This is a genomic window from Symmachiella dynata (assembly GCF_007747995.1).
In the GTDB taxonomy this organism is placed as follows: domain Bacteria; phylum Planctomycetota; class Planctomycetia; order Planctomycetales; family Planctomycetaceae; genus Symmachiella; species Symmachiella dynata.
The window spans coordinates 5,281,145-5,298,797 of record NZ_CP036276.1 but is presented as its reverse complement, the minus strand read 5'-3'; the positions used below and the strand labels follow the sequence as shown (position 1 = coordinate 5,298,797).

The 17,653-nt window shown below is 55.1% G+C and carries 13 protein-coding genes and 1 pseudogene; 8 read left to right on the top strand and 6 right to left on the bottom strand.

Translation table 11 applies throughout. The features are described 5' to 3' along the window. Positions 1-32 precede the first annotated feature (32 nt). On the bottom strand, positions 33-1,550 hold the full coding sequence (gene proS / locus Mal52_RS20070; protein WP_145378301.1) for a proline--tRNA ligase: 1,518 nt from the start codon (positions 1,548-1,550) through the stop codon (positions 33-35). A gap of 280 nt (positions 1,551-1,830) precedes the next feature. Between proS and Mal52_RS20065 the strand changes: the two genes are divergently transcribed. The 3 genes from Mal52_RS20065 to Mal52_RS20055 all read left to right on the top strand — a co-directional run bounded on the left by Mal52_RS20065 (position 1,831) and on the right by Mal52_RS20055 (position 5,890). Then, positions 1,831-3,084 (top strand): ornithine cyclodeaminase, nickel-pincer nucleotide-dependent, encoded by a 1,254-nt coding sequence (locus tag Mal52_RS20065; protein ID WP_145378300.1) that lies wholly within the window; start codon positions 1,831-1,833, stop codon positions 3,082-3,084. A gap of 174 nt (positions 3,085-3,258) precedes the next feature. Next, complete coding sequence (locus Mal52_RS20060; RefSeq protein ID WP_145378299.1) at positions 3,259-4,152, top strand: hypothetical protein; 894 nt, start codon at positions 3,259-3,261, stop codon at positions 4,150-4,152. A 298-nt stretch (positions 4,153-4,450) separates the two neighbouring features. Then, the gene (locus tag Mal52_RS20055; RefSeq protein WP_145378298.1) at positions 4,451-5,890 is read left to right on the top strand and encodes a sigma-54 interaction domain-containing protein; all 1,440 of its coding nucleotides are present in this window, start codon (positions 4,451-4,453) and stop codon (positions 5,888-5,890) included. A gap of 95 nt (positions 5,891-5,985) precedes the next feature. Here the strand turns inward: Mal52_RS20055 and Mal52_RS20050 are convergent, their stop codons facing one another. Continuing rightward, positions 5,986-7,719 (bottom strand): IlvD/Edd family dehydratase, encoded by a 1,734-nt coding sequence (locus Mal52_RS20050; protein ID WP_145378297.1) that lies wholly within the window; start codon positions 7,717-7,719, stop codon positions 5,986-5,988. Between the two features lie 310 nt (positions 7,720-8,029). Between Mal52_RS20050 and Mal52_RS30270 the strand changes: the two genes are divergently transcribed. Continuing rightward, positions 8,030-9,055 (top strand): site-2 protease family protein, encoded by a 1,026-nt coding sequence (locus Mal52_RS30270; protein ID WP_231962399.1) that lies wholly within the window; start codon positions 8,030-8,032, stop codon positions 9,053-9,055. An 18-nt stretch (positions 9,056-9,073) separates the two neighbouring features. On the opposite strand, the pseudogene Mal52_RS30585 reads toward Mal52_RS30270, so the two are convergent. Continuing rightward, positions 9,074-9,235 (bottom strand): annotated as a pseudogene (locus Mal52_RS30585) (transposase); the annotation flags it as partial. An 85-nt stretch (positions 9,236-9,320) separates the two neighbouring features. Between Mal52_RS30585 and Mal52_RS20040 the strand changes: the two are divergent. Continuing rightward, a complete protein-coding gene (locus Mal52_RS20040; RefSeq protein ID WP_145378295.1) occupies positions 9,321-9,545 on the top strand; it encodes a hypothetical protein in 225 nt (74 codons plus the stop codon). 11 nt (positions 9,546-9,556) lie between these two features. Next, the gene (locus tag Mal52_RS20035; protein ID WP_145378294.1) at positions 9,557-10,417 is read left to right on the top strand and encodes a transposase; all 861 of its coding nucleotides are present in this window, start codon (positions 9,557-9,559) and stop codon (positions 10,415-10,417) included. Positions 10,418-10,653: 236 nt separating this feature from the next. Here the strand turns inward: Mal52_RS20035 and Mal52_RS20030 are convergent, their stop codons facing one another. The 3 genes from Mal52_RS20030 to Mal52_RS20020 form a co-directional block, all read right to left on the bottom strand. Then, positions 10,654-11,676, bottom strand: a complete 1,023-nt coding sequence (locus Mal52_RS20030; protein WP_145378293.1) for a hypothetical protein — start codon at positions 11,674-11,676, stop codon at positions 10,654-10,656. Between the two features lie 419 nt (positions 11,677-12,095). Next, positions 12,096-12,938 carry a sugar phosphate isomerase/epimerase family protein gene (locus Mal52_RS20025; protein ID WP_145378292.1) on the bottom strand — a complete coding sequence of 281 codons (843 nt, stop codon included), beginning with the start codon at positions 12,936-12,938 and terminating at the stop codon, positions 12,096-12,098. Next, positions 12,935-13,612: a hypothetical protein gene (locus Mal52_RS20020; protein ID WP_145378291.1), complete on the bottom strand. Its 678-nt coding sequence runs from the start codon at positions 13,610-13,612 to the stop codon at positions 12,935-12,937. Before Mal52_RS20020 ends, Mal52_RS20025 begins: the two co-directional genes overlap by 4 nt. 182 nt (positions 13,613-13,794) lie before the next feature. Between Mal52_RS20020 and Mal52_RS20015 the strand changes: the two genes are divergently transcribed. After that, on the top strand, positions 13,795-15,888 hold the full coding sequence (locus Mal52_RS20015) for a glycoside hydrolase family protein (RefSeq protein WP_145378290.1): 2,094 nt from the start codon (positions 13,795-13,797) through the stop codon (positions 15,886-15,888). A gap of 114 nt (positions 15,889-16,002) precedes the next feature. Further along, the gene (locus Mal52_RS20010) at positions 16,003-17,121 is read left to right on the top strand and encodes a leucine-rich repeat domain-containing protein (protein ID WP_145378289.1); all 1,119 of its coding nucleotides are present in this window, start codon (positions 16,003-16,005) and stop codon (positions 17,119-17,121) included. Positions 17,122-17,653 lie beyond the last annotated feature (532 nt).

The window sequence follows — 17,653 nt, the reverse complement described above, 5'->3', positions numbered from 1 at the left end:
TCTCCGAAAGCTGCCGTAAGACTCGGGAAAAACTAGTATGCCTTGGCAAACACCGCGCGAGTCGTGGTCGGTTTTCCGGTGAATAGACATTGCCCTGATTCACCGTCTTGATCCATGGGAATGCAACGGGCGGTCACCTTCAACTTTTTCAACTCCGCTTCTACAGCAGGGTCTTCATCGACGAAGTAACACAACGCAAATCCACCATGGATTTCCGGCTTATTGGCGTTCTTGGGCGTGAAGTATTCGCGGAATTCGTCCAAATTATCGATCGTCCGTGTATTCTGTTCGCGCAATTCCAATGCCCGTTGAAACAGGCCGTCTTGAATCTCACCCAGAATGTCGCCGACCGTTCCCAGGAGTTCGTTCCGCGGTATACCGACTTTCTCGCCCGTATCGCGGCGGGCGAGAAAGACCGAGTCGTTTTCAAGATCACGCGGACCGACTTCGGCTCGCAGCGGCACTCCTTTTTTGATGTGCTGCCAGTTCTTTTCGCCGCCGCGGAGATCCCGATCGTCCATCCGCACACGCACCGGCTCGCCGCCATAGGATTGCGCTTCCAACTCTTTTTTGAGTTTCTCGCAATAGGCAAGCACGTTTTGGCGTTCTTCGTCGCTACGGTAAATCGGCAGCACAACGACGTGCGCCGGCGCCAATCGCGGCGGCAGTACCAGTCCGTCGTCGTCGCTATGCGTCATGATCAAAGCGCCAATCAACCGCGTCGAGACACCCCAGGAGGTCGTCCAAGCGAATTCCTCGTCACCGGTTTGATTCTGGAATTTGATGCCTTGCGCTTTGGAAAAGTTCTGCCCCAAAAAGTGCGACGTCCCCGATTGCAGCGCTTTGCGGTCCTGCATCATGGCTTCGATCGTGAGCGTCGAGACAGCTCCAGGGAAACGCTCCGCTGCGGTTTTTTCGCCGCGGATGACCGGCATCGCCATACAGTTCTCGGCGAAGTCGGCATACACATGCAGCATCCGCTCGGTTTCCTCACGAGCTTCTGCTTCGGTGGCGTGTGCGGTGTGTCCTTCTTGCCACAGAAATTCGGCCGTCCGCAGAAACATCCGTGGCCGCAATTCCCAACGGACAACATTGGCCCATTGATTGATCAAGATCGGCAAGTCGCGATACGACTGGACCCAGCGCGCATACATTTCGCCAATGATCGTCTCGCTGGTGGGACGCACGATCAACGGTTCGTCGAGCTTGCCCGCCGGACGCAGCCCGCCATCAGGATCCGGTTCCAAGCGGTGGTGCGTGACGACGGCGCATTCTTTAGCAAAGCCTTCAACGTGCTCGGCCTCTTTTTCGAGGTAGCTCATCGGGATGAACAGCGGGAAATAGGCGTTCTCGTGCCCCGTCTCCTTGAACTTGCCATCCAGCACACGTTGCATGTTCTCCCAGATGCCCCAACCCCAAGGTTTGACCACCATGCACCCGCGGACCGGCGAAAGTTCCGCCAGATCGGCCGCTTTGATCACCTGCTGGTACCACTCCGGATAATCCGCTTCCCGCGTCGGAGTAATTGCTGTCTTTTTCTGTTTGGCCATGGTCCGTCACTGTCTTGTTAATGATCGCAAAAAACCGGTTCACGACTCGCTCGCACAGTCTCCCTGGTTCTGAGACCGGGTTTGCGACCGAGAATCATCCACGTTGATCCCATTCCGTGCGAAACGTACAATTCGGTCGCGCGAGACGATGGAACTTCACTGAACATGGTTCAGTATGTTAGCGGCATTGGCGACGACGTGAAAGCGTCGCGTTGAGGACCGGTTTTCTCTCGCTGTCGTTTTCCCCACACTGGTAAATATTATCGAATCGGACGACATCATGAGCGACGAATCAGCGAGCGAGTCCGCAGCCACGTTTGTCGAGGATGTGTTGCTCGAAGGGCACATCGTGGACAGTCTGATTTTGCCGAAGATTCTCGACGAAATCACCACGCTGGGCGGCACGTTTGAAATCAAGCAGATCAATATCGGTCAGCGGCGTGCTGATCCGAGTTCGGCCACTTTAAAGGTCAGCGCCGAAACGGCCGATTTGTTGGAGAAGATTCTCACTTCCATCGGTCAACACGGCGCCGTTCCGGTACACCAACAGGATTGCACGATCGTCGAAGCCGACATGGACGGAGCGTTTCCTAGCGGGTTCTATTGCACGACGAATCAGGACACACAAGTGCGACTCCACGGCACTTGGATTGACGTCTCCCCACAAGAAATGGATTGCGGCCTCCGCATCAGCGCCGCCGGCGATGCGGCCGATTGTCTGCCTATGTGCCAAGTGGCCAAGGGAGACCGGATTGTCGTGGGCCGTTTGGGTGTCCGTGTGAAACCACTCAAGCGGGAATTGTCGGCGAATGGGGCCTTTGCTTTTATGAACAGCGCCGTCTCCAGCGAAAAACCGAAGGGGATTCTCGTTCGCGACGTCGCTGCCGAAATGCGCAAAGCTCAACGCGGTGAGGGAAAAATTCTTGTCGTGGGCGGACCGGCGATTGTGCATACCGGCAGCAGCGACCATTTCAGCACGCTGATTCGCGAAGGTTATGTCGACTTGCTGTTCGCCGGCAATGCGTTGGCAACACACGATATTGAGCAGTCATTGTTCGGTACCAGCTTGGGGATTTCGATGGAACAAGGCAACGTGATGGACGAAGGGCACGAACATCACCTCCGCTCGATCAATGCCATCCGTCGTGCCGGGGGAATCAAGGCGGCCGTTGAGAACGGCAGTCTAAAAAGCGGCATCATGTACGAATGCGTGCAACACGACATCCCTTACGTCTTAGCTGGCAGTATTCGGGATGACGGCCCACTGCCGGAGGTGATCACCGATACGCTCGTCGCTCAGCAACGGATGCGGGAACTGATTCATGATGTGACCTTTTGTTTGATGATTGCGACGACCTTGCACTCGATCGCTGTCGGCAATCTACTTCCCGCACGGGTGAAAGTCGTCTGTGTCGACATCAACCCAGCGACGGTCACAAAACTCTCGGATCGCGGCTCATTCCAAACGGTCGGTTTGGTGACCGACGTCGAGCCTTTTTTACGCGTGCTGGTGAATGAATTGCACAACGAGTAGGTGGCAGCTATTTTTTAGGGCAGTGACAATTTCGGGTGCCACTGGCTTTGCCAGTGCAAGAACCAAATATCGGGACAATCTACAAACACTGGCCGACCCAGTGGCACACAACCTCCGAGTCAAGTGGCATCAAAGCACTCGCTTATGGAGCGGGCTCTTTAGAGACTTAACCACGTGGAACGCCTCATCGAATACCTCAGCTTCATTGCGATTGCATCGACGCTCCTTCCCTATTGGCGGGCTCGCACAGCTGTGCAGCGGACGACTTTGATCTCTGCTTGGCGGTGGGGGGGAGTTGGTTTAACGATCTGGATGGCTGCCGCTGCAGGCCAATTGTTTGCCGCCGATTCACACCGCGGCATCGTGCAACTTGTCTGGTATGCCGCGGCGCTATTGATGCTCTGCCCGGCGATTGCCGTGCTCGGCGCGCAGCGACCGGTGACGCGCGTTTGGAGTTGGTTTATTGTGCTGCCTTTTCTGCTTGTGTTTGGCTGGCCCGCAGCCGCCACCGTTTCTCAAACCCTGGCCAACGGCCAATTCTTGCTGCAAACACCAATGGTCGTGGGGTATGCCTTTGTCGTTGTGATGGGGCTGGGAAATTATTTGGGAACAAGATTCACGCTTGCGGCAGCACTCACAGCCGGGGCGTTATTGTTGGTGGTCGCACCGACGGCGACCGCTGATTTTTCCTGGTTGCCCCAGACGGATCATTGTCGTCTCCTCGCCACGCTGTTTCTAACTGCGGCGCTTTGGTGGGCGGCCCATGCGGCGCGGCCGACGTATGCCGTCCGCGTACCTCTGGACCGTGTCTGGATTGAATTTCGCGATCAATTCGGCATTGTCTGGAGCAAGCGCGTGCTCGATCGACTCAACCTCATGGCCCAAGGCGATCGACTCTTGCTGCGCATGAGTCTCATTGGTGTCACATCGCTCGACAATTCCGATGCGCCGCCCACGACAACTGAGTTGGCGGCTATGGAGCGATCCTTGCGCTGGCTGCTGCGGCGTTTCGTGGATGAAGCATGGGTCGACCGGCAGCTACGCCTAGGCAACGATTCATCTGCTTAGCGCGCATGATTGCACACTTCTGTTGACTTGCTGGAACGAAGTTTGCGGATTGCGTCGCTTGTTGAGTTTCGGCAACACTTTATCACTTGCCTCGGGTAATTCTGCAACATGGCGCGCGCGTGTAATCCGGCTGCGAAAAAGCCGTAATCTATTTCTGCTATGACAGTTATGCAGGCCAGTTCAAATTTCTTTACACTTTGGCACTGTATTTGTACAGAAGAGGTTGCCCCCACATTCGTTGGAAGGCCATCATGGAAGAATGGGACTAGATTCACCTCCTTTTTCGTCGGGCCAGTTCATGATCACACGTCGACCCCAAATCCTATTATTGACCCCTGACAGTAGTTTCGTAGCGGATGTCGTCCAAGAATTTGGTGACATTTTTAACGTCGAAGTGTGCGACAGCCCCTCAGCAGTATTGGCCTATTTGGCCGAAGCCGATCCCGAGGGACTTGTTGCCGATCTCCGTTTGATCGAAGGGGGCGGGCATGCCCAAGCTGCATTTCTGGAAGAGTTGTTGGGAAATTACGGGCAACTCAATACCGTTTTGCTCACCGAGCAAAATGCCCCCGAACCCATTCAACGCTTGGTCGCCTGCGGACCTGCGGTGCGTTTGATGGCATATGACAACATCGCGCAATTGGCGGAGTACTTCGGCCACCTGAGTGAGACCGATGCACCGCCGTCAGCGCCGGAAAAAACACCCGCAGCTCAAGTATCCCCCACACCTGCCAAAGTTCCGGGCAGTTTGTCGCAGCAATTTAAAACCAAGACTCCGGCCATGCGTCGCATGCTGGTCGATCTAGAAATCGCTGCTGAATACGATGTCACTGTGATGCTGATCGGTGAGACCGGTGCAGGCAAAACGCACTTGTCCAAGTTGATTCACGAAGCCTCTCCCCGTCGTGATGAGCCGTTAATGACTGTCGCTTGCGGAGCGCTGCCGAATGACCTGATCGAAAGCGAACTGTTCGGCCACGTGAAAGGGGCCTTTACCAGTGCTCATGCCAACAAAGACGGCAAATTCCTCGCCGCCGGCAACGGCACCATTCTGTTGGACGAAATCGACGTGTTGGGGTTGGAGCAGCAAGTCAAGTTGTTGCGGGTGATCGAATCGGGGCAATTCGAACCGGTCGGCAGCAATCAAACTATGCAGTCCCAAGCCCGTATTATTGTTGCCAGCAATTTGGAACTTCAACCGCTCGTCGAGCAGGGACGATTTCGTCCTGACTTGTACTACCGGTTGAATATGTTGAAATTCGATATCCTCCCGCTGCGGCAGCGGACGTCCGACGTTTTGCCGTTGGCCGAACGCTTTGTGGAACGGTTTTCGGAAAAGCATGGCGTGAAAATTGATTCGACCGACGATCAGCTTTACGAGTCGTTGTTGGCCTATCCTTGGCCGGGCAACGTGCGCGAGTTGGAGCACGTGATCCAGCGAGCCGTAATCTACTGTCGTGACGGGCACTTGCGCACTGAGCATCTGCCGTCGCACATCACAGCTGGAATCGCTGGTCCCAGCAACGAGCCAATGGCTGACAAAGGACGCACCCGCGCGCCGCACCTCAACCTGCCGCCCGCCGAATCGTTGGAACGCCAAGTGGCCTCTACCGAACAGGAAGTCATCGAGCACGCCCTGTTACGCAACAGCCACAGCCGCACACAAACCGCCAAAGACCTCGGCATCAGCCGCGTGACGCTGTACAACAAAATGAAAAAATACGGCATCACAATGTAAACAACCCTCCCCCCTCTCCCCCTGGGAGAGGGGCCGGGGGTGAGGGCCGCCAACCAACACGCAGCCCCAATGCAAATAACGTCCCCTACGCATCCTCAAGACCGACCCACCGTTGGTGGAACAAATTCCACAGCGGAATCCGACTCGGGCCTGAGGAAATCAAAGTCGCAGCCTTCATTGGCCTGCAGTACGTGGTCGATGTACAGCCGCGGATATCCCCGCAGATGTTTGGTGGGCAGCGGTTGCCACTCGGCGCGGCGCTGTTGAATTTCCGCGTCGTCGAGATGCAGATGCAAGCGTCGCTCTTCTACGTCTAACTCAATTTCATCACCGTCGCGTACGCAGCCCAACAATCCGCCCGCGGCCGCTTCGGGGGCGATGTGCAGTACCACCGTTCCGTAACTCGTGCCGCTCATCCGCGAGTCGCTGATGCGGACGATGTCAGTGATTCCCTGCTCAAGCAATTTTTGCGGCACCGGAATCATGCCCCATTCCGGAAACCCCGGCACGCCTTTGGGACCGGCATTGCGTAATACGAGCACACTGTCCGCATCGACTGGCAATGCGGGATCATTCACACGGGCCAGCATGTCGGCGTAATCGTTGAACACAATCGCGCGGCCGCGATGCTGCATCAGGTGCGGCGAAGCAGCCGATGTTTTGATCACCGCCCCGCTGGGCGCGAGGTTTCCCGTCACCACCGCCAACGCACCGTCGGCCGCCATGGGGTCCGCCACCGTCTTAATCACATCCGTATCGTGGCTGCGCGCGGCGGCAATGTTTTCGCCTATGGACTGCCCCGTCACGGTCAGACAATCCAAATTCAGCAAGCTCTTCAATTCCGACAACACCGCCGGCACGCCACCAGCGGCGTGGAAGGCGTCCATCAGATATTTTCCCGACGGACTGCAATTGACCAAAAACGGCGTCTGTTGTGCGAGTTCATCAAAGCGGCTCAGCGGCAATTTGATATTCCGCCGTCCCGCCATGGCAATCAAATGCACAACGGCGTTTGTGGATCCCCCCAGCGCCGACAATGTTCGAATCGCATTGTCAAATGCGGCGGGTGTGAAGATTTTTGAAAGGCGGAGGTCTTCATGAACCATTTCCACAATCCGCCGCCCCGTTGCTTCGGCCGCTGCCAACCGCCGCGCATCATTCGCTTTGAGACTGGAGACCCCCGGCAGCATCACGCCCAACGCTTCGGACAGCGACGTCATTGTCGAAGCTGTTCCCATCACGTTACACGCACCCACGCCGCAAGAGATACAGCGTTCCAGTTCGTTCCATTCCTCGCGGGACATCTTACCGGAGCGGACATCGTCCCAGTATTTCCACATGTCGGTCCCCGACCCGACCGGCTGTCCCCGCCAATTTCCGACAGTCCGCGGTCCGCCGTTGAGTTGAATCGTCGGCAAATCGGCGCTGGCGGCGCCCATCAATTGCGCGGGGGTGGTCTTATCGCAATTGCACAACAGCACCACGCCATCGATGGGATTCGAGCGGATCGTTTCCTCAATGTCCATCGCCATCAGATTGCGATATAGCATCGCCGAGGGTTTCATGAATTCCTCGCCCAGCGAAATGGTGGGGAATTCCAATGGCAATCCCCCGGCGGCGATCACCCCCCGTTTGACCGCTTCGGCCAAATCGCGGAGGTTGAGATTGCAGTTGTTCAGTTCGCTCCAACTGTTGGCGATGCCGATCACCGGTTTGCCGGCATAGAAATCGGCATCGAATCCCATGGACCGCAACGCGGAACGGTTTTGCAGCGCCAATTCGTCACGTCCGGCGAACCATTCGGAACTGCGTAGCGGTCGAGTTGTCATCGTCGTATTCCGTGGTAGGCTTGTGGCTTGTGGGGACAGGCTCGAAGGCGATGAATTCATCGTAGGGCAGGCTCCCGCCTGCCGCGAATCATGTTGTTCGTGCCTGTTCAATCACGGCAGGTGGGAGCCTGCCCTACGGCATATTGTTGCCTTGGGGGCAAGAATCCCAAATGTCGCGTCGAAAAACCCCGCTAATTGCTGTAACCGGCAGGCGGGATTACGTTTCGGGCTAAAACCACCGGTGTTCGTCATCCCACTCGCATGGTAGAATACGTCTGGCAGGACTTCCAATCACTCGGACCGGATCAGCATGGCGAATCAAGGACTGAACATAGACAATTTGACGCCCGAGCAGTTCGACGAACTCCTTGCGCAACACGAACGTGAGATTCGACTGGGCAACGTTCCGGAAGGCTCACGCAGACCCGCAGCCCCCCCGAAACGTTGGTTCCGGCCGCTGATGTTGTTCGTGGCGACCTGTTTAAGTACGTGGTACGTGGGAGTGCTCGATTCCGGTTGGGTCGGTGGAGCGATTTATAGCGCGTCGTTAATGTCGATTTTGGTTTTCCACGAAATGGGGCATTTCTTGCAATCGGTTCGCTACGGTGTGCCGGCTAGTTTCCCCTATTTCATCCCGATGCCGCTCCCTCCGATCGGAACGATGGGAGCAGTGATTTTTCAGCGGCGCGGAGCGGGTGACCGCAAAGCGCTGTTCGACATTGCCATTTCAGGCCCCCTGGCCGGTTTGGTGCTGGCGCTGCCCATGGCCGTCTTGGGCATCATGTGGAGCGAGCCAACTTACACAATGCCTACGACGCCAGAGTTTTTTCTTGGCGCGCCGCTGTTGTTCCAATGGCTAATCGCATATTTTCATCCAGTAACATCCGCTACCTTCAGTCTCGAATTTCACCCCATGGCGGCTGCCGGCTGGGTGGGGATCTTCATCACCGCTCTGAACTTGGTCCCGGTCAGCCAACTCGACGGTGGGCATATCATGTATGCCTTGCTCCGCAAAAAAGCACACATCGTCGCCATCGGTTTTCTGCTGCTGGTCGTCGGCTATATGGCTTGGACCGGCCGGTATCAGTGGTTGTTGATGGTCGCGCTAGTGACCTTCATGGGCCCCAAGCATCCGCCAACTGCCAACGACAACGTCCCGCTAGGCTGGGGCCGCAAAATTCTCGGCTGGCTAACGCTGGCATTTTTGATCATCGGCATCACCCCCGACCCCATCCGCTATTACGACCCGGGCGAACAACGGCCAGTGAGAAAACCAGCGGCGATTGAACTCATCACGCCACCACAACAAGGCGCGAACCCCACGCAGCCGGGGTGAAACTGCCAACGCGGGTGCCATCCGCAAACCACCATACTCGCGTCGCCACTTGTAGTAGGTCTGTTGATGAATCCCCAGTTTCTTGCACATCAGGGGAATGGTCATCCCTTGGGAAAGATGAACTTCAGCTTCCCGCAACTTGGTAATGATCTGTTCTGATGTATGACGCTTACTCGGCATAATTGCCTCCTTCTTCTGGAGCTAGAAACCTGAATCGTATATCAGGCCCTGGTCTCGGTTAAAGGGGCCAGGTAAGCACAACTTCTTGATCTTCGGCGAGAAGCACCTCAACTATCTCATCCGTGAATACGTCCGCTATTACAACGACAACCGGGCGCATTCTTCGCAAGATTTTCTGCCACCTTCCTGTGCAGATCCGCCGCCGGTAAATGAGACAATCGTGCTTGAGCAGATCACCCGCCACGAACGGTTCGGCGGGCTGATTGCCTTGTTGAAAACACCACTTGAATTGTTAGCCGCAGCGCGCTAAATGTAACTGCTATGAGCAACCCCCATCAACCGAACGTGCTGTTGGAAGTCGCTTCACTGTCTATGCGGCTGTCTACGAAATTCGTCCAGCCTTATTCGCACCCCAAAAGCCCGCAGAAATTCACGCAGTCGCAATTGCTGACAATCCTGATTCTCAAAGCGTACTTGAAAACCACCTATCGCGGCATCATCGACATCCTCGGCGCGTCCGACCAACTGCGAGAACGGATGGAGCTCACGCGTTTGCCGCACTACTCGACGTTGAAATACTTCGCCGATCGCTCGCACGTCCTGGAAATCACTGACGCCATGTTGGCGGAGATCATCAAGGAATTTGCCGCTGATGCGGACGAGGCATCGATGGATTCGACCGGTTTGGAAACGTCGTCGGCCAGTGCACACTTTCGCGTACGGAGCGGAAAAACACGAAAGAAATACGTGAAACTCTCGGTCTGTATTGTGGCTGGATCGATGTTGCCAGCCGGCTTGGTGGTCGGTTGGGGGCCGGGAAACGACAAATGCGAAGCGCCTGAATTATTGGAGAAAGTGCGGCATGTTACGCAGCCCAAACGGCTGTTTGCCGACGCGGGTTATGATGCCGAGTGGATTCACATGTACTGTCGCGAGGGCTGGGGCGTGCAAAGTTGGATTCCGCCAGCGGTGCATCGTGCGGACGGCAGCGTGGGCGGCGAGTATCGACAACAGATGACGAAGCAGCGGCTGAAGAAAAATGGTTACGGCCGGCGTTGGCTAGTGGAATCGTTCATGAGCGGTTTGAAACGGACGATGGGTTCTGCGCTCGCTGCCCGCTCCGAAAGCAGCCTCATTATTGAAGCCGGCCTCAAAGTCCTCGCCTATGCCTTGCGGCGTTAGCGACCAGCGTGGGGTAATCGGTCAGTTTTCAACAAGGCACGGGCTGATCAAGTGGTACGAACTCGCTACGTAATACTCCGACGATCCACACATTCAGCGGCTGCGCTATCTGTGCGCCTCGTCGCTGAAAAATTGTTGAGTTGTGTTGCGGATCGCTCATCGTTTGCGTACATTCGCGGTCAGTTTTCGTAGGTGATTTTCGATTGTACTTCCTTTGCGGGCTCAGTTTACGTCCGTCATTGTTTTTGAACCGCGCGCCTGCGGTTTTGGGATTGTGCGTTCTTTATTACTTTCAATAGAAGTGATGAACTAGATCGCAGCTCACTGGATGTGGCATCGCTTGCCAGGTACTTATTAGCCGCTTCTATAGTCTCTGGATCCACGTCATACTTTTTTGTTTCATCTGGAATTATCAACTGAGCACCTAGGACTCGCGTCTCTTCGTCGTTTTTATGGTTGCAAAACTCAGCTTGTCCTAATTTATGAATGTCCACGGTCGTTTCGCTAGCTATGTTAATTTGCTTGTTCGCTAGCGATCGTGTCATAAGATCCGACATTACCCATAACATTCGTTGCCGTGAAGATTGCGGTAGCTTGTCTTGGTCATATGCGACCATATAATAATTTGCGGCTGCGTCCCCGCTGACTACTTTTCTAAGCTCTATCAAGTTGCAAATGATTTCGTTTATCCGAACGATCGTTTCGTAATTCGCGTCTGAGTCCCGCAATATTCTGCAATAGTCGCGCATCAATACATTTGGTGATCTTGTCGAAATCATTAACGGAAACAAGATTGCAATTCTATGCTCCCAGCCGTGCGCACGATTTCTCCATTCAGAAAACAATACTCTTTCTGCGTGGATGCAAACATTTCCTGAGCCCGCACATGTCACCTTTGATAGACACCATGCCGCAGCTGCCTTTTCGTCAATAGTGCTCTTTTTAACACGGCCAATGATACGACTGATGTCCTCCACAGGAACCTCATTCGGTCTCGAGTAAGCGGCAATACTAAGTAATAAACGAGTTCGTTCCTTGGAAGTCGTGGCACGATCGTTAATGATGCGAAGTGCGTTCTTGATGTCGGCTGGTCGCACACCTTTCTCTTTGGCAAATTGCCGCATATAATAGTCGAGTAGACCATCGCCCGTCTGGCCGTCCTGTGAATCTGCGGCGTAGCAATGAGTACAGCAGTACAGAATAATGCATATTGCGATCGAAGACATTAAGACGCGCAGTTGATCAGATGAACGGAACATATTTTATACTCGATAGGTAGAGTGACTATGGTATCGTTATTGTGCTGAGAATTGTGAAAGCTAGTCTTCTAAATAATGAATTTACTAGCTCGATTCGCGTGATAATGAGGTAAAACAGCTGATGTCGATAATCGCTTCGCTCATTTCCAGCTTGCACTGACAGTCGTTGCTGTTCGGCGCCAGCGTTTTTAGCAAACAAACGTCCTTTTAAGAGCGTGTTTTCAAAATCCAATTCTCGCTTTCGCTAGCCGCCGCGACATCGATTGTAGCATGCTGATTTGTACCATCGCCGGGTGCCACTGCTGGCTTGTCCAGCAGTGAGTTGAGTCACGACATCAATTCCTAAGCATCGGTGCGTCCATAGACCATCGCACTAGCGGACGAGCCGCCAGTGGCACCCCCTTTGGGCACCAGGCGCTTTAAGCGTTCCAGTTTGTCTTCATGAACTTCAGCGCGGCTTCGGCCAACTGGTCCTCGGACGTGTACATCTTCCGCCAGATCTTCGTGGCCGCCGCCAATTCCGGCAGGGCCAAGCCGAAGGCTTCGACGGTCATCCAGCCGTCGTATTCGGTTTCTTTCAAAGTGTGGAATGTTTTGTCCCATTCCACGTGCCCTGCGCCCGGCGTGGAGCGGTCGTTTTCTGAAATGTGCACGTGGCAGGTGACGTCGGCGCAGGTTCGGATTGCTTCGTCGACATGCTTTTCTTCAATGTTTGCGTGAAATGTGTCGTAAATCATGCGCAAGTTCGGATGATCGACGGCACGCACGAATTCTGCGCAGTCGGCGGCGCTGTTCAGCAAGTAGCATTCAAAGCGATTGAGGTATTCCAACCCCAGCATCACATCAGCCGCTTGGGCATGGTCGGCGGCGTGGCCGAGTGTTTCTTGCGACCATTTGCGTTCGTCCCCTGTGGGACCGTCGCCGCTGAATTCGCCGATCGCCGAATGGTACGGCCCGCACAATAGACTCGCCCCCAACACAGCGCACGCGTCAACCACCTGATTGATATGTTCAAGCCCCGCTTTGCGCAGTGCGGCATCCGGGGATGCTGGGTTGGCTTCGCTGGAACAGACCGTCACCGCCGTTCGCTCCAGGCCCAATTCGTCGCATTTTTCCGCCAGTTTTCGATACGGCTCCAATTCCAAATCAAAAATCGGGATCTCGACGCCGTCATAGCCCATCGACTTGAGACGCTCCAAAATCGGAAAATGTTCTTCGCCAACGTTGGTCGTCCAGAGCAGCATATTCATGCCATACTTCATGGGGGAGCATCCTTTGTGGGGGGCTTTACCGGTATCAAAATCAAATCGTCAATTCGCGCGCGAACAAGCAGCCGCGATTCGTCCAGGACCGCCGTGGTCTCCGGCGGGAGTGGCTGTAGTTTGACACGCCGCATCACTTGATTCAAGCGATATAACAACCGCTCCGAATCCAAATAATCCCACAGAAACCCCTCGCGCGTGAATAACGGTAACACGCCGGCAAGCCGCTCGGTCGGTTTTTTGGCCATCGCATTCACCGACTGCTGAATCAATTCCGCATCCACAGCGTCGATCGCCGCATAATAGGCCTGCAGCATTTCCGGATGCCGCTCGATCAACACCGCATCCATCAGCAACTCAGTGACGATGTGCGCCAAAAACCCGGGCCGAAACCCGTCGTGTGGCTCCAGCAACTTGCGAAACAGCGGCAACAGCGCGCCGCTCACTTCAAAAAACGCAGCTGAGCGATGAAAACGGTCGTCGTCTTCCATGTGCTGCAACACCCCGGCGGCAAACTCCGCTTGGGGCTGCCCCGATCCATCCGCAAACGGCTGCACATGCTGCGGCCGCAACCGCACCCGGCGATCCGCCATCGACAACCAATCAGGCGTCGCCGTCCCAGCCAGAAAATAGGGCCGGTCGGTGTATCGAATGCCATGGGCAAAATAATTCACGCTGCTGAAACTCTCTGTAGGAAAATGGGAACGGATCTATTTTCGCAGGTGGGCGTCACTGGCGGAAGTCGGGCGTGAAATCTGATAGAATGGACGAACCCCCGACAAGGTACCAGTCGCCCCCGAGCATGCAGAATGGCTCTCGCATCATCCAGGCAACTCTCGAGAGAGAAGACGACATCATGCGGATTTCACTCACGGTTTTAGCACTAACCGTCCTGGTGGTTGACGTTGCATTTGCCGATGACCGACTGCAACCGCCGGTTCCGCGGTCAGACGGTCGTGTATTGCATGTCGATTTTGAAAATTACAGCGACGGTATCGTACAACCGCTCAATGCCGGGATCCGATGGCTGGGAGATCCGTTTTCTGGACGCAAGCAAGGCATCGTCCGCGTGACCCGTGGCGACGCATTTGCCGGCCGCCGCGCGGGGTGGGTCTCGACCACGACTGGCGATGAAATCGGTCGTATTCGCTTGCAACCACGCTACGATGCTCCGAGCGTCGCGGGCGAGACCGTAACCGAATTCGTTTTTCGCGGCGACGCCGATGCTGCGATGGAGGACTTCGTGATCTGGTCGGCGAGTTCGGCGGGAGATAAACATGTCGGCCTCATCCTGCATGCTGTGAAGAAGTCGGACGAGCCGATGTTTGGAATCGAAGTGACGCATGCGTCCACACCGGGCTCAACTCGAATGCGCCATTCACGTCCTACCGCAGGCACATTTGCCGCCGATCGATGGATGCGGGTGATCCAACATCGCCGCCCGAGCGAAAAAGCGGTGGAGTTATGGGCTGGAATGCCCGGACAAGAAAAACTGCTGGGGGTGTATTTTGATCTTGATGCCGCGGCTGCGGTGGCGACTGTCGAGCTGGGTGATACGTCGCCCCAAACCGCGCGTGGGACCGGGACGTGGGACGACATTCGTGTCGGGGGTCTGTTGGGAAAAAACAGCAAACTTTCACAGCCCGAACCACCGCTGCGCGACGTGAGCCAAGAACGTGTTACGGGGGTTGGCCCGATTTCGGTGGGCAAACGGAAGCAATTGTTCTTGGATGATCAGGTGATTGAGTCGCAGCAAGGACTGACGCGCCAAATGCATCCGGTCCGCAAGCACGGGGACAACCCACTGATCGTTCCCGATCAACCTTGGGAAGGCCGCAGCGTCTTATTGTACGGCGGTGTGATCCGCGATCCGGAGACCAAACTGTTTCGCATGTGGTATTTGGCGTGGGGGAAACATGTCGACCAACCCTCGTTTGTCTGCTACGCGGAATCAGCTGACGGTATCCATTGGAAAAAGCCAACGTTGGGCCTGCATCCGTTTCGCGATAGCACAGGCAACAACATTGTCCTGCCCGGTTGGAGCCAAACCTCGGTTGTTTTTGACCCGCATGATGCTGATCCCGAGCGTCGGTACAAGGCGCTGTTGCGTTACAACGGGCTGCGAGGCTTCACTTCTCCTGATGGATTACACTGGAAGGATGTCGGCGTGCTGATCGATCAAGGATATGACGGTACGACGTTGCATTGGAATCCGATCGAGAAGCAATGGGTGGCGATGGTAAAGATCTTCAAGGACGGCAAACGGGCACGCGGTTATGCGACGAGCAAAGATTTTTTCAACTGGACCGACACCTATTTCATGTCGGCCGTCGATCAGCAGGACGCGGCCGATGACGAAATGTATGCGATGTCCTTGTTTCATTATGAAACCGTGTTCATTGGCCTGCTACGCATGTATCACACACAGTCCGATGTGGTGGATATTCAATTGGCGACAAGCCGCAACGGTCGTCACTGGGAACGCCCCTCACGCGAACCATTTATTCCGACGGGAGCGGAAAAGGGGGACTGGGACTTCGGCAACAATTCGGTCCCCGCCACGCCGCCGATTCGCGTAGGGGACGAATTGTGGTTTTACTATGCAGGTCGTAGCACCCTGCACAACGAAATCCCCAACGACGGTGCCATCGGCCTGGCGACGCTAAGGCTGGATGGTTTTGTCTCCATGGACGCTGCTGACCAGGGAACGCTCACGACAAAACCGCTACGGCTGGCCGGGAACCAGTTGTGTCTCAACGCCGACGCATCCGCCGGTTCAATCCGCGTGGAGATGCTAAACGGGGACAAAGTCGTCTCGTCAATGCCGATTGGTGGCGACGCTGTCCGCCATGTCGTCGAGTGGGATACCACTCAGCTTGTCCCCGATGGCGAAATCCGCCTGCGGTTCCACTTGGATCGCGCCAAACTCTACGCCTTCTGGATGGAATAAACGCGTTTGAGGCGGGTTAATCCGCCGTAAGCCGCAGGTGAAATTTGACGCGAATTCTCGTTGAGTGTATTAAGGTGGGGACGCGACCAAGCTCGTATAAGCGAAGGAGCTCGCATGTCGGAATCGAACGAATCACAGCACAGTAAGTCCCGCCGAAGATGGTGGTTGTACGCGCTGTCGCTTGTCGTGATCGCGGTTGTGGGGGTGGTGTGTACTCTGGTGCCAATTTGGCGCGAGCGCGAGGCGATTGCGGCGCTGTGGGAACGTGATTTTGACATCTGGACGGAGTCACGTCTGCCGAGATTCATTTCGGAACAAATCGACGAAAACTACGAAACCGCCATCAGTATTAGAAATGTCACTGTTAACGGTGGCGTATGCGGATTTTGGTATCATGAACCGGCTGAGTTTGATTTTGATGTGGAGATTGCCGAATTGGCGAACATGCCAGTCACATGCTCAAACAAAGGCGATTATCCGTCTTTATATTCGTTCAGTCAGGTTAGCGCCGACGACCTTACGTTGATCGGCCAACTCAATAACCTGGAAGCTCTAGGCCTATCCTATGTCAACTTGACCGATGCGCAGGCTGAGATGATCGGCGGGCTTCCCAAACTCCGCAACCTATCCCTTGCATCGCAACAAATCAAAGACGCTGATTTTGTGCGAGCGATCAGTCGTGCTCGGGGACTGGAATCGCTGTACTTAAACAACCTGGTCATTGATCCGGAAACTGTCGAGTTAATCGCCAGCCTGCCCAATCTCAAGGAATTGGGGATTGCTCATCCGCGGTTGGACAATTTGCAGATGGCCGACTTTTTGCGGCGACTTGACCTCGAAGAGTTGTCATTGCACCACGTGAAATTGACGGACGCGGATTGCCGAGTGTTGGGGAAAATGTCACGTCTCAAATGGTTGTATTTGGAATTCGCCGAAATTGACGATAGCGGATTGCGCCATTTTCGATCATTGAGCAATCTACAATGGGTTGACGTTTCGAATACAAATGTAACTGCGACCGGTGCCGCTGAACTTGAACGACAGCTCTCCGACTGTCGGATCAATATTGAAAAGAGACTAACAATAGAAGAATTTCGCCAAAAATATGATGATTATGACGGAGGACGAATGATGGATATCGTTCACCGACTGTTCGATGATTTTGACGGGGAAACAGAGGATACTGAAGCGGAACCCGTCCTCAGCGCGCAAAAAAACGCAGGCAGCCAATGATTGCCTCCTCACACACCTGAAGGTGAGTACTTAGGGCTGCTTCGGTTAAGACCTGACCCGGTTGGCACGTCTCCACTGCACTCGGAGGCAATCATTCGCTGCCCGCGCAAAATAGCGGGGTGAATGGGTATTATTGCCGCATTGTCTCGAACGTCAACCCACTGGCGCTGGAACGTTAATCCCGCTATCCGCGTAACCCCCGGCAAAGCCGGGGGCTGACGGCAGGCGGAAGGGCAATTTTTCCATCAGCCCCCGGCTTTGCCGGGGGGCTTGTCTCCCAACCCGCATCCTTCGCCACCCCAACTGGCGAAAATCCTCTGGACATTTCCTCGCGGCGCGGGTAAATTTTTGTTGGTAGAAAACGGAGATTCGCTTTGTTTTCCGCCCGTATTGCAGGGATTTCGACGTTTTTCGTGATTTCCTGGGAAAACTTTTCCAATATTTCCAAGAATTGCGCGAACCTTGTCGAAGATTCCTGCGTCAGATACGCAGGAGATCGGTGTAGCCGGTCTTCGCACGGAGGCTATACCCC

Excerpts from the sequence above, each read along its gene's own strand:
- proS (WP_145378301.1), bottom strand. The coding sequence starts at position 1,550 with ATGGCCAAACAGAAAAAGACAGCAATTACTCCGACGCGGGAAGCGGAT.
- Mal52_RS20065 (WP_145378300.1), top strand. The coding sequence starts at position 1,831 with ATGAGCGACGAATCAGCGAGCGAGTCCGCAGCCACGTTTGTCGAGGAT.
- Mal52_RS20055 (WP_145378298.1), top strand. The coding sequence starts at position 4,451 with ATGATCACACGTCGACCCCAAATCCTATTATTGACCCCTGACAGTAGT.
- Mal52_RS20050 (WP_145378297.1), bottom strand. The coding sequence starts at position 7,719 with ATGACAACTCGACCGCTACGCAGTTCCGAATGGTTCGCCGGACGTGAC.
- Mal52_RS30270 (WP_231962399.1), top strand. The coding sequence starts at position 8,030 with ATGGCGAATCAAGGACTGAACATAGACAATTTGACGCCCGAGCAGTTC.
- Mal52_RS20035 (WP_145378294.1), top strand. The coding sequence starts at position 9,557 with ATGAGCAACCCCCATCAACCGAACGTGCTGTTGGAAGTCGCTTCACTG.
- Mal52_RS20030 (WP_145378293.1), bottom strand. The coding sequence starts at position 11,676 with ATGTTCCGTTCATCTGATCAACTGCGCGTCTTAATGTCTTCGATCGCA.
- Mal52_RS20025 (WP_145378292.1), bottom strand. The coding sequence starts at position 12,938 with ATGAAGTATGGCATGAATATGCTGCTCTGGACGACCAACGTTGGCGAA.
- Mal52_RS20015 (WP_145378290.1), top strand. The coding sequence starts at position 13,795 with ATGCGGATTTCACTCACGGTTTTAGCACTAACCGTCCTGGTGGTTGAC.
- Mal52_RS20010 (WP_145378289.1), top strand. The coding sequence starts at position 16,003 with ATGTCGGAATCGAACGAATCACAGCACAGTAAGTCCCGCCGAAGATGG.